Genomic DNA, 12504 nt, shown 5'->3' with positions numbered 1-12504 from the left:
CGCAAAGCCCCCTCCGAGCAGGGTGAGAAGGAGAGCAGGTGAGGAAGGGCCCGCCGGTCGGCGGGCCCTTCCTCCTTCCTGCGGTCTGTTCCGGCCCCGGCGTCCGTCCGCCGGGGGGCCGGGACCTACTTGCCCTGGTTGGCGACGGCCTCGATCGCCGCCTTGGCGGCCTCGGGGTCGAGATACAGGCCGCCCTTGGCGACCGGCCGGAAGTCGTCGTCGAGCTCGTAGCGGAGCGGGATGCCGGTGGGGATGTTGAGCCCGGCGATCTCGTCGTCGCCGATCCCGTCCAGGTGCTTGACCAGCGCGCGCAGGGAGTTGCCGTGCGCGACGACCAGGACGGTCCTGCCCGCGGACAGGTCCGGCACGATCTGGTCGTACCAGTACGGCAGCATGCGCTCGACGACGTCCTTGAGGCACTCGGTCCTCGGCAGCAGCTCGTCCGGCAGCGCCGCGTAGCGCTGGTCGCCGATCTGCGAGAACTCGTCGTCGTCGGCGATCGGGGGCGGCGGGGTGTCGTAGGAACGGCGCCAGAGCATGAACTGCTCGTCGCCGAACTCGGCGCGCGTCTGCGCCTTGTCCTTGCCCTGCAACGCGCCGTAGTGGCGCTCGTTGAGCCGCCAGGAGCGGGTGACCGGCAGCCAGAGCAGATCGGCGGCGCCGAGCGCGAGGTTGGCGGTCTGGATGGCCCGGGTCAGCACCGAGGTGTGGACCACGTCGGGCCGAACCCCGGCGTCGAGCAGCAGTTGCCCGCCGCGCCGCGCCTCCTCCTCGCCCTTGGCCGAGAGCCCCGCGTCCACCCATCCGGTGAACAGACCCTTAGCGTTCCACTCGCTCTCACCATGCCGTAGCAGCACCAAAGTCGCCATGCGGACAAGCTTAGTGGGCGGTCCCTCAGCGCTCGGGGTCGGCGAAGCGGGCGAACGCCTGGAGGTTGGCCAGCGACTCGCCCCGCTTGGCGCGCCACTCCCACTCCCGCCGGATCGAGGAGGCGAAGCCCAGCTCCAGCGCCCGGTCGAAGCCCTCGTCGGAGTAGGTGAGCACGCAGCCGAGGAGCCGGTCGATCTCCTCCTCGGAGACCGCCGCCAGCGGGACCCGGCCGATGAGGTAGACGTCGCCGACCGGGTCGAGGGCGAAGTGCACGCCGTACGTGGAGCCGTTCTTGGTCAGCAGCCAGCGGTAGAACTCGGCGTGGTTCTCGTCGGGCTGACGGCAGAAGAACGCCTCCACGTGCAGGACCCGGTCCCCCACGATCAGCCATGTCATGGTCGCGAGCTTGTGCTGGCCGGGGAGCTTCGCCAGGAAGGCCCCCGGACGGGGCTCCTCGTAGGAGACTTCCGCGCTCTTGAGCGCGGCCTCGATCACTTCACGCATGCGTTCAGCCTACGAGCTGACCGCGATCGGGACGTGGTGCAGGTTCGCCATCGCCCCGGCGTAGACGTCCGCGAGCCGGGCGGCGGTGGCCGACCAGCCGAAGGCCGCGGCCTGGGCCACCGCACCCGCCGCGAGCGCGTCCCGCCAGGCCGGCCGGTGCACGAACCGGCTGAGCACCCGCGCCCAGTCCTGCGGGTCGTGCCCCTCGACGAGCACGCCGGAGACGCCGTCGGCCACCGCGGTGCGCAGCCCGCCCACGGACGCCGCGGCGACCGGCGTTCCGCAGGCCTGGGACTCCAGGGCGACCAGGCCGAACGACTCGTTGTGCGAGGGGACCACCGTCACGTCGGCCGCGCGGTACCAGTCGGCCAGCTCGTGCTGGGGCGCCGGGGGGACGATCCTGACCACGTCGGAGATGCCCAGCGAGGCGGCCACGTCGGTGAGGTAGGAGGGCCGGGCCAGGCCGTTGCCGCTGGGGCCGCCGACGCAGACGACGACGAGTCTCGACCGGAGCGAGGGGTCGTCGATGAGCATCCGGGCCGCGGCGCGCAGCAGCACGTCGGGGGCCTTGAGCGGCTGCACGCGGCCCACGAACAGCAGCACGTGGGCGTCCTGCGGCAGGTCGAGCCGGTGACGGGCCGCGCCCTTGGACGCGGGCTGGAAGACGTTGAGGTTCACCCCGGGGTTGACGACCTCGACCCGGCCGGGGGCGGCGCCGTACAGGTCGATGAGCTCCTGGGCCTCGGTCGGGGTGTTGGCCACCAGCCGGTCGGCCACCTGGACGACCTGCTCCTCGCCCAGCACGCGCGCGGTCGGCTCGGGCCTGTCGTCCTCGGCGAGCAGGAGGTTCTTCACCTTGGCCATGGTGTGCATGGTGTGCACCAGCGGCACGCCCCAGCGCTCCTTGGCCAGCCAGCCCACCTGGCCGGAGAGCCAGTAGTGGGAGTGGATCACGTCGTAGCGGCCGGGCTCGTACATGGCCTCGGTGCGCAGCACGCCGGACAGGAAGCCGCAGAGCTGGCCGGGCAGGTCGCCCTTGTCGAGCTCCTCGTACGGCCCGGCGGTGACGTGGCGGACCGACACGCCCGGCGCGATCTCGGCGACCGGAGGCAGGTCACGGGACGTCTGCCGGGTGAAGATCTCGACCTCCACCCCGAGCTGGGCCAGGCGTCTGGCCGCTTCCACGATGTAGACGTTCATGCCGCCCGCGTCCCCGGTGCCCGGCTGATCCAGGGGGGACGTGTGCATGCTGATCGTCGCGACCCGGCTGACCCGCCGTCGCCTCACCGACACCACCTCCGAAGGGGATATAACCAACCAATAGTTCGCAACATTCCCCTCAGGTGGACGCGCTGGGACCGACAGCGCGGGGCCCTGGCAGGATTGAGGGCCATGAACAGGACAGCAGTGGTGACGGGTGCCAGCAGCGGGATCGGGGAGGCGACGGCACGCCGCCTCGCCGCGGAGGGCTTCGACGTGGTGGCCGCGGCGCGGCGCCGGGACCGGCTGGACAAGCTGGCCGCCGAGGTGCCCGGGATCCGCGCGGTGACGCTGGACGTGACCTCCCAGGAGTCGGTCGACGAGCTCGCCGCCTCGCTGGACCGCTGTGACGTGCTGGTCAACAACGCCGGCGGCGCGGTCGGGCTGGAGCCGGTGGCGAGCGGGGACGTGGCCGACTGGCAGAAGATGTACGACATCAACGTGCTCGGCTCGCTCCGTGTCACCCAGGCGCTGCTGCCCCGGCTCGTCGAGTCGGGCGACGGCGTGCTGGTGATGCTGACCTCGGTCGCCGGGCTGGTCTCCTATGAAGGCGGCGGCGGCTACAACGCGGCCAAGCACGCCCAGAGCTCGATGGCCGAGGTGCTCCGGCTGGAGCTGTGCGGCGAGCCGGTCCGGATCATCGAGATCGCGCCCGGCATGGTCCACACCGAGGAGTTCGCCCTCAACCGCTTCCGGGGCGACTCCTCCGCCGCCGACCGCGTCTACGAGGGCGTCCCCGGCCCGCTCTCCGCCGACGACGTGGCCGACGCCGTCTCGTGGTGCGTCACCCGCCCCGCCCACGTGAACATCGACCGCCTGGTCATCCGTCCCCGCGCCCAGGCCGCCCAGTACAAGATCCACCGCGTCTGACCGTGCGGAGACCGATCGGGGAGATCACCAGGGGGACGACGGGACACAACCGGCTCCGCCGGGCCGACCGATGGATCGCCGCCGTCCACGGCCGCCTCCTGCGCTCGGCGGACCGGCCACTGGTGGTCGACCTCGGCTACGGGGCCTCGCACACCACGACCCTGGAGCTGTTCCTGCGGCTGCGGAGGGTCTGTCCCACGGTCGAGGTCGTCGGCATCGAGATCGACCCGGCCAGGGTGGCGGCGGCGAAGCCGTACGAACGGCCGGGGCTGTCCTTCGCGCTCGGCGGCTTCGAGCTGCCGGTCGGCCGGCCGCCCCTGCTGGTCCGGGCGTTCAACGTGCTCAGGCAGTACGGCGAGGCCGAGGCGTGGGACTACTGGGCGATGCTCCGGGGGAGGATCGCCCGGGACGGGGTGATCGTCGAGGGCACCTGCTCGGAGGTGGGCCACCGCGCGGTCTGGGCCGGGCTCGACGCCTCCGGCCCTCGGACGCTGACCTTCTCCGCCCGGTTCGACGCCTTCGACCGCCCCTCCGACCTCGCCGATCGCCTGCCCAAGACGCTGATCCACCGCAACGTCCCCGGCGAGCCCGTCCACGCCTTCCTGCGCGACTTCGACCACGCCTGGGCGGTCAACGCCCCTCTCGCCTCCTACGGCTCCCGCCAGCGCTGGACGGCCGCCGTGCGGACGCTCTCCGGGACCTGGCCGGTGGCGGCGCGCCCCCCGCTCGGCGGCCGGTCACGCTGGCGGCTGGGCGAGGTCACGCTCCCCTGGACAGCCGTCGCCCCCGGCCCTGTCGGCCGGTCCGGTTAAGGTCGTTTTCATGCTCGAACTGCATTTTGTCACTGACCCCCAACTCACCCCCGAACTGGTCGACGAGCTCGTCGACTGCTGGACCGATGTGAGCAACGCGGGTGGGTCCGTCGGTTTCGTCCCCCCGGTGACCGCCTCCGACATCCGGGAGACGGCCGTCGCCGCCTTCGCCCGCTGCGGCGACCTCGATCACCTGCTGGTCGGTTTCGACGCCGAGGGCCGGGTGGCCTGCTGGCTGATCCTGGGCGACGCCGGGTCGTGGCTGCGGTCCCACTGGCGCTGGGTGCTCCGCGTGATGGTCCATCCCAAGCACCAGGGCAGGGGCTACGGCTCCCAGCTGATGCGCGCCGCCGCCGAGGCCTCCCGCGCCATGGGCGTCGAGGCGCTGCACCTGACCGTGCGCGGGGGCACGGGGACCGAGCGCTTCTACGCGGGACTGGGATACACCGAGGTCGGCCGCATCCCCAAGGCCATCCGGCTGGCCCCCGGCGACGACCGTGACGAGATCTACATGGTCAACCGTCTCTCCCTCCAGTCCTGAGCGGCAGCGGTCACGCGGGCGGAGCCTCACCGAGCGCCCGCTCGAAGACGGCGTAGGCCGCCGCGTCGAACAGCACGAACCTGACCTCGGCGACGCTCGTGGGCGTCCCCCGCACGGTCGACAGCGCGACGCGGGCGCCGTCGTCCATCGGCCAGCCGTAGACGCCGGTGGAGATCGCGGGGAAGGCCACGGTCTCCGCGCCCAGCTCGTCGGCGACCCGCAGCGACTCCCGGTAACACGACGCCAGCAGCTCCGAGCGGTCCTCGGAGGCCGAGTGCACCGGGCCGACGGTGTGGATCACCCAGCGGGCGGGGAGCCTGCCGGCGGTGGTGGCGACCGCCTGCCCGGTGGGCAGTCCCCGGCCGTACCGCGACGCCCGCAGCGCCCGGCACTCCTCAAGGATCTCCGGGCCGCCGCGGCGATGGATGGCCCCGTCCACGCCCCCGCCGCCCAGCAGCGAGGAGTTCGCCGCGTTCACCACCGCGTCGACGTCCTGGCCGGTGATGTCCCCTTGGATTAGCTTGATCTCCATAATGAGTGAATACCCGGGAAACCGGGTTCACGCGGAAGGACGGCTCCGATGCCCTCGTCCACGGGAGATCGCGCCTCCGGCGCCGCCCGGCGCCGGCCGGGCACGCGTCACCGGGGCGGCCGTCGCGGCCGCTCACGCCTGCGGCCGGTCGCGACTCGACAACCCGTAGTACTACCCCTCGTGGTGCGGGAGTTAGGCTTGTCCACGTGAAGGGTCTCGGCGAGCTTGAACGCAGCATCATGGACATCATCTGGGCACAGCCATCAGCGGTGACGGCGCGTGAGGTCGGTCGCCTGATCGCCGACCGGGACCTCGCGCCCACGACCGTGATGACCGTGCTCGACCGGTTGACCCGCAAGGGGTTCCTCGTACGGACCCGTGACGGGCGCGCATGGCGGTACGAACCCGCCGAGAGCCGCGACGCATACATCGCGGAGCTTATGCTGGAAGCACTCGACCTGACCGGAGACCGGTCGGCCGCCCTTACCCGATTCGCCCAGGCCGTCTCCGGCAACGAGGCGGAGATCCTGCGCAGAGCCCTCACGGAGCTGGAGGACGAGTGATAACCGCAGCAGCCCTGGCGACACTCGCCCTGGTCTGCGCGGTCGGAGCCTGGCGTTTCACCCGGGCCCGATGGACATACCGTGCCCCGCACGTGGCCATCGTCCTGTGGCAGGCGCTCGGCGTCACCTGGGGACTGGCCGGGACCGGCACGCTGCTCGCCTACGCCCTGGAGCCCTACGGCCAGGGGGTGCTGCACGGTCTCCACGCCTTCGCCGCCTCCGCGCTCGGCGGCGGGTACGGCCCGCCCGAGCCGTACGACCTGCCGAGGATCGTGGCCCTCATCACCGGGCTGACCGCGCTCGTCGTGCTCATCGTGGTGCTCCTGGTCGCGGGTGTGCAGACGTTGCGCGCCCGGCACCGCCACCGCACCCTGCTCGCCCTCATCGCCCGCGAGGACCCCGAGATCCCCGGCGTACGGGTGGTCGACTACCCGGGCGCCACCGCCTACTGCGTGCCGGGGCTCCGGTCCCAGGTCGTGGTCAGCGCGGGCACCCTGGAGCTGCTCTCGCCCGCCGAGCTGAGCGCGGTGCTCGCCCACGAGACCGCCCACGTGCGCGAGCGCCACGACCTGGTGCTGCTCCCGTTCGCCGCGCTGCGCCGGGCGCTGCCCTGGTCGAGGCTGGTCTCGGACGTGCAGAACGAGGTCAGCCTGCTGGTGGAGATGGCCGCCGACGACGTCGCCCGCCGCTACTGCTCGCCCCGCCGGCTGGCCACCGCCCTGCTCCGCTTCGGCACGGCGGGCGCCGTACCGACCCCGAACGGGGCGATGGGCGCGGCGGGCTCCTGCTCGGCGGTGATGGCCCGGGTCGAGCGCCTCGTCACCCCGGGGCCCGCCCTGTCCCGCGGGCTCCGCTACAGCATCGTCGCCTTCTCCATCACGCTGACCGCCTCGGCCCCCCTGCTCTGGCTGGTGCCGCACTGACCAACCCGTGCTTGCAACTGTTAGCCAGTCCGTTTGCAATTGCAAGCGCCGTCGGGCAGACTGAAGGCATGGCACTACCCAAGGTCGGCTCGATCGGCGAGTACATCCGCGAGCAGCGCACGCATGCGAAGATCTCCCTGCGTCAGCTCGCCGCCGCGGCGGGGGTCTCCAATCCCTATCTCAGCCAGATCGAGCGAGGACTGCGCAAGCCCAGCGCGGAGATCCTGAACCAGATCGCCAAGGGCCTGCACATCTCCTCACAGGCGCTGTACGTCCAGGCCGGTCTCATCGAGGAGCGCGAGCCGGACAGCGACGTGCTGACCGCGATCAGGGCCGATCACCTCATCAGCGAGCGCCAGCGACAGGTGCTGATCGACATCTACGAGTCGTTCCGCAAGGAGAACCGGGCCGGGGCCCCGGACGAGGACGCGCAGACCTCCCAGAAAGCGCATCCCGCACCGGAGCCCCATGGGGGCGACGCCGTCTCCTCGCCGAACGACGAGGTGCCACTGCCCGAGGAGTATCTCGCCGCACTGAAGCCCTATGCGGCTCCCACGGGCAACGGCCACGTCACACCGGAAACCAAGGAAGGTTAACCCATGACTCTCGCCACCGAAGTCAAGAAGCTCGCCGAGTCCAAGCCGTTCTACGCCGTCGCCGGCGCCGGAGACTTCGCCGTCGAGAAGCTCCGTGAGCTCCCGGAGCAGATCCAGAAGCTGCAGGGCCGCCGCGAGGAGATCCGCGAGGCCGCCAAGGACCTCCCCGAGAAGGCCCGGGAGTTCGCCGGCAAGGCCGAGGGCTACGCCAAGGACTTCAGCGGGAAGGCCGAGGGGTACGCCAAGGACTTCCCGGAGAAGGCCCGCGTCTACGCCGACCAGTTCACCGGCAAGGCCGTCGAGCTCTACGAGGAGTTCGCCAGCCGCGGCCGCAAGGTCGTCTCCAAGGCCAGCGGCGAGGCCGCCCTGGAGCTGGAGGAGGTCTCCGAGGCCGCCGAGCCCGCGATCGCCACCCAGGCCACCAGGAAGAACAGCCGCACTCCGAAGACCGGCTCCGCCCCGAAGGCCTGAGACCGTCCGCGCCGAGCCTCCGCCGGGAGGCTCGGCGCACCTCACGGTCCCGGCGCCGTCCGCGGGACGGCTCCCGCCCTTCGCGGGGTCAGTCCCTGCCCTGCCAGGTCGTGACGCACGCCTCGTTGCCCTCCACGTCCGCCAGCACCCAGAAGGCGGGCGCCTGGACGTCCGACAGCAGCACCCCGCCCGCGGCCAGCGCGGCCGCGATGCGGTGGGGCGCCTCGTCGTGCGGGACCGAGATGTCGAAATGGATCCGGTTGCGCTGCGGTCGCGGCGCATCCATCTGCTGGAACCAGATCGCCGGTCCCTGGCCGACGGGATCGATGAGCGGGTCCTCGGCGCCGCAGGCGCCGGCCTCGTCGGCGTAGCCCAGCACCGCCTTCCAGAACGGGCGGATCGCGGCGATGTCGAGCGCGTCGATCGCGATCTCAAGGACCTGGTCCGACCGCGACTCCCGGCCGCCGGCTCCGGCGTCGGTGCGCAGCCCGAGCTCGCCCACGGCCGCGGAGATCCGGCGGGCGAGCCCGATCTCCAGCGGCGTCACCAGGCCGGTGGCCGACGACTGGAGGCTGAGGACCAGCCGGTCACGGCGGGCGTCCATCGACAGGCTTCCGTCGCCGTCGTCACCGGCCACGGCCGCCACGCGCGCGGCGACGTCGGCCGCCTGGGACAGCGACGTCACGGGCACCGACGCGCGCACGAGGCCCAGGACGTAGCGCCATCCCAGGTCGCCGACGGCGTCGGAGATCTCCCGCCGGGTCAGTCTTCTGCCGCCGTCCGGAACATTCTGTGTCATGTCGACATGATCGCAGCGCCCCCGGCGCGGGCGCGCCGTTCTTCCGATTCCCCCTGCGACACCGCCGTTCCCCCTGGTACGCCGCCGTTTCCTCCGCGCCGCCGCCGTACGGCGAGCGCATACGGGGCCAGGGACGACGCGGCGGGTGGTTTCGGCATTAGGCTGGCAGACACCAGTGAAGCGAGCGTTTGGGAGAGACGATGATCCAGATCCACGGCGTTCTGGACCTGATCTTCTGGGTCCTGGCCATCGGCGTCTTCGCCCTGTCGGCCTGGGCTCTGGTGCACGCTCTGCGGACCCCGGCGCAGGCGTTCGCGGTCACCGGCAAGCAGAGCAAGAAGCTCTGGCTGGTCATCCTCGGCCTGGCGGCGCTGTTCGGGTTCGCCGCGGCGGTGCAGTACCTCAACGTGCTGAGCATCTTCACGATCGCGTCCGTCATCGCCTCGGCCATCTATCTGGCGGACGTGCGGCCCGCCGTGCGCGAGGTCGGCAAGGGCGGCAACCAGGGCCCCTACGGTCCCTGGTAGGGCCTCCGGCGGGGGTAATCGACTTGCCCGCACCCAGCCGGGCGGATAGACACTCCGGGTGATGTTCGCGAACAAGCCCACCCTGTCCGGCGAGCGCGTGACGCTCCGCCCCGTCGGCCCCGAGCACGTCGACGGCCTCTGGGAGCTCGTCAACGACCCGGAGACCATGCGGCTCACCGGCTCCCAGGGGAAGATCGACCGCGAGGCGGCCAAGATCTGGTACGGCTCGCGCGGCGACCACGACGACCGGCTGGACCTGGCGATCTGCACCGCGGGGGACGACGCCTACGTCGGCGAGGTGGTGCTCAACGAGCTCGACCCGCACAACCTGTCCTGCAACCTGCGCATCGCCCTGATCGGCCCGCGCGCGTTCGGCAAGGGCTACGGCACCGAGGCGATCCGGCTGGTGCTCGACCACGTCTTCGCCACCACCGAGCTCCACCGGGTCGGCCTGGAGGTCTTCGAGTTCAACGAGCGGGCCCTCCACGTGTACCGCAAGGTGGGGTTCGTCGAGGAGGGCGTGCGCCGCGACGTCCTGCGCCGGGACGGCGAGTGGCACCACTCGATCATGATGTCGGTGCTCGCCTCTGACAGGCTGTAAGGCAAATTTGACATACATCTGGTGATTTTTCGGAAACATCTTTTGACACTTCCGAAACAATGCTACGTTCACTGGGAGCGCTCCCACCTGTGCGGAATCTTGGTGTGGAGGAAGTTATGTCTGATCTACCCACACTTGCCCAGGTCGCGGCGGAAGCAGGGGTCTCCCCCGCCACCGCCTCCCGGGTACTCACCGGTTCGGTCAGGGTCAGCACATCGACCCGCAGGCAGGTGCACGACGCGATCTCGCGTCTCGGTTACGTACGGCACCGCGCGCCCCGGGGCGGGGCCGGGCGCCGATCCGACCAGGTCGTGGCCGTCGTGGTCTGCGAGCCCGCACACCGGCTCTTCACCGAGCCCTTCTACGCGCGGATGATCACCACGGTGGAGGAGGTGCTCACCGGCCACGGCGTGCCGCTGGCGGTGATGACGGCCACCGCCGCCACCTCCACCATCGCCACGCCACCGCTCGTCGCCGGAGGGGTCGACGGCGTCCTGCTGGTCGGCGCGCGGGATCGGCATCCCCTCGCGGTGACCCTGGCCGCGTCCGGCATCCCCGTGCGGAGCGCGGGCCGCCCGCCGGACGGCATCGACCTCCCGCACGTCGACATGGACAACCGCGACGGTGGCAGGCAGGCGGCCGAGCACTTCCTCCTCGGCGGCCGGCGAGCCGTCGGCGTCATCGCGGGACCGCCCGGCCTGCCCGCGTCGCGGGACCGGCTCGACGGCTTCGTGCAGACGCTCGCCCTGGCCGGGATGACCGGCGTGCCGGTGGCCTACGGCGACTTCACCCACTCCTCGGGGGTGCACGGCATGCAGTGGCTGCTGCGCCGGATGCCGCACGTCGACGCCGTGTTCGCCGCCTCCGACGTGATGGCCGCGGCGGCCGTACAGACCCTGCGCCGCACCGGCCGCCGGGTGCCCGAGGACGTGGCGGTGATCGGCTTCGACGACGCCCCCATCGCCCGGCGGATCTCTCCCGCGCTCACCACCGTCCGCCAGCCCGTGGAGGAGTTCGCCGCGCTCGCCACCCGGCTGCTGCTGCTCTCCATGACCTCGGCCGACACCGTGAGGAACAACCCGATGCTCCCCACCGAGCTGGTGGTCCGTGAGTCCGCCTGAGCCCGGCGGACTCCGCGCGGGAGAGGTGCTCACCCGCAGATACCTGCTGCTCGAACCGATCGCGCGGGGCGGCATGAGCGTCATCTGGCGGGCCTTCGACCAGTCCCTGCAGCGGCTGGTCGCGGTCAAGCTGCTGGACGGCGAGTTCGGCGCCGACCGGGGGGGCCGCGAGCTCATGCGCCGTGAGGCCCGCGCCACCGCGCGGCTCATCCATCCCGACGCGATCGAGGTCTACGACTACGGCGAGACGGTGACCTCGCACGGCCGGCTCGCCGCCTACGTGGTGATGCGGCTGCTTGAGGGGCGCCCGCTCTCCGACCGGATCTCGGCGGGCCCGCTGCCGTGGGCGGAGGCGGCCCTGATCGCCGCCCGGCTGGCCAACGTGCTGGCCGCCGCCCACGGGCGGGGCATCGTCCACCGGGACGTCACCGCCGAGAACGTGCTGCTGACCGCGGACGGCGCCAAGCTGCTCGACTTCGGCATCGCGGCGTTCATCGGGGAGGAGGACGAGGACCGCGCCTCCGACTACGGCACGCCTCCCTACGTCGCCCCCGAACGGCTGACCGGCATGACCGCCGCCCCGGCGAGCGACGTCTACGCGCTCGGCGTGCTGCTCTTCGAGATGCTCACCGGCGGCACGCCGTACCCGGAACGGACCTGGGAGGAGATCGAGAACGTCCGGCGGGTGGGACCGCCGCCCGCCGCCTGCGCCCCGGGACTGCCCTCCGAGGTCGCCGCGCTCTGCCGGGACTGCCTGTCGCACGGGCCTGAGGACCGGCCGAAGGCTCAGGAGCTGGCCGACGGCCTCACCGCGGCCCTGGCCGGAGCCCGTACGGTCCCGGGCGCCGTGGCCATGCGCTGGACGGTGGTCGCGACGGCCGCCGCGCTGGTCGCCGGGGCGCTGGTGTGGCACCAGGTCACCGCCGCCCCGGAGCGGCGCCCGTCCCCCACCACGGCCCTCGGCACCGCCACGGCCCGGCCGGCCCCCGTCACGCCCCTCGGTCCCGTCCCGGGCCGGCCGGATCCCGGCCTCGGCACCGCACCGGCCGCCACGCCCACCACACGCGCCACGCCCATCGCCCCCACCACACGCCCCCGGCCGGTCGCGACCCGCGAGACCGGCCGCGGCCGGCCCGATCCGCGGGCCGTCCGGACGGAGAACGCGCCACGGACGCCCCCCGTGGTGAAGATGGCCCGGTCATCGGTGCCCACCCTCGGCCAGAGCGTGCGGGGCTTCAACGCGCTGCTCGCCGAGGGCGAGGACCGGGGCGGGATCCGGCCCGACGTGGCGCTGGACCTGCGGCAGGTGCTGGCCGGCAGCGTCTGCTGCTCACGCGACCTCACCCCGGTCCGGGGGAAGATCGCCGACCGGCACCGCGAGGGCTCCCTGTCCGACGAGTTGCGCCGGGCGCTGGAGTCGCAGCTCGGGCTCGTGGCGATGGCGCTCACCGGCTGACGGGGAGGAGGGGGACACCCCCCGGCGTCCGGGGTGCCGGCGGGCAGCCCGTCACGTC

At 72.3% G+C, this 12504-nt stretch carries 16 protein-coding genes; 11 read left to right on the top strand and 5 right to left on the bottom strand.

The features are described from left to right. Positions 1–125: 125 nt before the first annotated feature. From SROS_RS04570 to mshA, 3 genes are read right to left on the bottom strand one after another with little or no spacing between them, the layout of a single operon-like run. Positions 126–869 carry a phosphoglyceromutase gene (locus SROS_RS04570; RefSeq protein WP_012887708.1) on the bottom strand — a complete coding sequence of 248 codons (744 nt, stop codon included), beginning with the start codon at positions 867–869 and terminating at the stop codon, positions 126–128. A gap of 25 nt (positions 870–894) precedes the next feature. Beyond that, positions 895–1374 carry a type III secretion system chaperone family protein gene (locus SROS_RS04565; RefSeq protein WP_012887707.1) on the bottom strand — a complete coding sequence of 160 codons (480 nt, stop codon included), beginning with the start codon at positions 1372–1374 and terminating at the stop codon, positions 895–897. Positions 1375–1383: 9 nt separating this feature from the next. Further along, entirely contained in the window at positions 1384–2667 is a 1284-nt protein-coding gene (gene mshA, locus SROS_RS04560; RefSeq protein WP_169369246.1) for a D-inositol-3-phosphate glycosyltransferase, read from the bottom strand. A gap of 99 nt (positions 2668–2766) precedes the next feature. Between mshA and SROS_RS04555 the strand changes: the two genes are divergently transcribed. From SROS_RS04555 to SROS_RS04545, 3 genes are read left to right on the top strand one after another with little or no spacing between them, the layout of a single operon-like run. Continuing rightward, positions 2767–3504 (top strand): SDR family oxidoreductase, encoded by a 738-nt coding sequence (locus SROS_RS04555; RefSeq protein WP_012887705.1) that lies wholly within the window; start codon positions 2767–2769, stop codon positions 3502–3504. A 2-nt stretch (positions 3505–3506) separates the two neighbouring features. Next, positions 3507–4316, top strand: coding sequence for a hypothetical protein (locus SROS_RS04550; RefSeq protein ID WP_012887704.1), 810 nt, complete (start codon positions 3507–3509; stop codon positions 4314–4316). Positions 4317–4326: 10 nt separating this feature from the next. Beyond that, positions 4327–4857 (top strand): GNAT family N-acetyltransferase, encoded by a 531-nt coding sequence (locus tag SROS_RS04545; protein WP_012887703.1) that lies wholly within the window; start codon positions 4327–4329, stop codon positions 4855–4857. Between the two features lie 10 nt (positions 4858–4867). Here SROS_RS04545 and SROS_RS04540 read toward each other — a convergent pair whose 3' ends face one another. Continuing rightward, positions 4868–5389, bottom strand: coding sequence for an O-acetyl-ADP-ribose deacetylase (locus tag SROS_RS04540; protein WP_012887702.1), 522 nt, complete (start codon positions 5387–5389; stop codon positions 4868–4870). A 206-nt stretch (positions 5390–5595) separates the two neighbouring features. Between SROS_RS04540 and SROS_RS04535 the strand changes: the two genes are divergently transcribed. The 4 genes from SROS_RS04535 (at position 5596) to SROS_RS04520 (ending at position 7942) form a co-directional block, all read left to right on the top strand. After that, positions 5596–5952 (top strand): BlaI/MecI/CopY family transcriptional regulator, encoded by a 357-nt coding sequence (locus SROS_RS04535; protein WP_012887701.1) that lies wholly within the window; start codon positions 5596–5598, stop codon positions 5950–5952. Continuing rightward, on the top strand, positions 5949–6875 hold the full coding sequence (locus SROS_RS04530; protein ID WP_012887700.1) for a M56 family metallopeptidase: 927 nt from the start codon (positions 5949–5951) through the stop codon (positions 6873–6875). The genes SROS_RS04535 and SROS_RS04530 overlap by 4 nt, the downstream gene beginning before the upstream one ends. 68 nt (positions 6876–6943) lie before the next feature. Further along, positions 6944–7471: a helix-turn-helix domain-containing protein gene (locus SROS_RS53720; protein WP_012887699.1), complete on the top strand. Its 528-nt coding sequence runs from the start codon at positions 6944–6946 to the stop codon at positions 7469–7471. 3 nt (positions 7472–7474) lie between these two features. Then, the gene (locus tag SROS_RS04520) at positions 7475–7942 is read left to right on the top strand and encodes a hypothetical protein (RefSeq protein WP_012887698.1); all 468 of its coding nucleotides are present in this window, start codon (positions 7475–7477) and stop codon (positions 7940–7942) included. Positions 7943–8030: 88 nt separating this feature from the next. Here SROS_RS04520 and SROS_RS04515 read toward each other — a convergent pair whose 3' ends face one another. Next, the gene (locus SROS_RS04515; protein WP_012887697.1) at positions 8031–8741 is read right to left on the bottom strand and encodes a VOC family protein; all 711 of its coding nucleotides are present in this window, start codon (positions 8739–8741) and stop codon (positions 8031–8033) included. A 200-nt stretch (positions 8742–8941) separates the two neighbouring features. Between SROS_RS04515 and SROS_RS04510 the strand changes: the two genes are divergently transcribed. The 4 genes from SROS_RS04510 (at position 8942) to SROS_RS45680 (ending at position 12446) form a co-directional block, all read left to right on the top strand. Next, on the top strand, positions 8942–9268 hold the full coding sequence (locus SROS_RS04510; RefSeq protein ID WP_012887696.1) for a DUF2516 family protein: 327 nt from the start codon (positions 8942–8944) through the stop codon (positions 9266–9268). A gap of 61 nt (positions 9269–9329) precedes the next feature. After that, positions 9330–9869 carry a GNAT family N-acetyltransferase gene (locus SROS_RS04505; RefSeq protein WP_012887695.1) on the top strand — a complete coding sequence of 180 codons (540 nt, stop codon included), beginning with the start codon at positions 9330–9332 and terminating at the stop codon, positions 9867–9869. Between the two features lie 116 nt (positions 9870–9985). Continuing rightward, positions 9986–10990: a LacI family DNA-binding transcriptional regulator gene (locus tag SROS_RS04500; RefSeq protein WP_012887694.1), complete on the top strand. Its 1005-nt coding sequence runs from the start codon at positions 9986–9988 to the stop codon at positions 10988–10990. Then, positions 10977–12446 (top strand): serine/threonine-protein kinase, encoded by a 1470-nt coding sequence (locus SROS_RS45680; RefSeq protein ID WP_012887693.1) that lies wholly within the window; start codon positions 10977–10979, stop codon positions 12444–12446. The genes SROS_RS04500 and SROS_RS45680 overlap by 14 nt, the downstream gene beginning before the upstream one ends. The last annotated feature ends 58 nt before the right edge of the window (positions 12447–12504 follow it).

Source organism: Streptosporangium roseum DSM 43021 (assembly GCF_000024865.1).
Lineage (GTDB): Bacteria > Actinomycetota > Actinomycetes > Streptosporangiales > Streptosporangiaceae > Streptosporangium > Streptosporangium roseum.
Note: the sequence above shows the minus strand (reverse complement) of the source record. Positions and strands in the feature narration are given on the sequence as shown.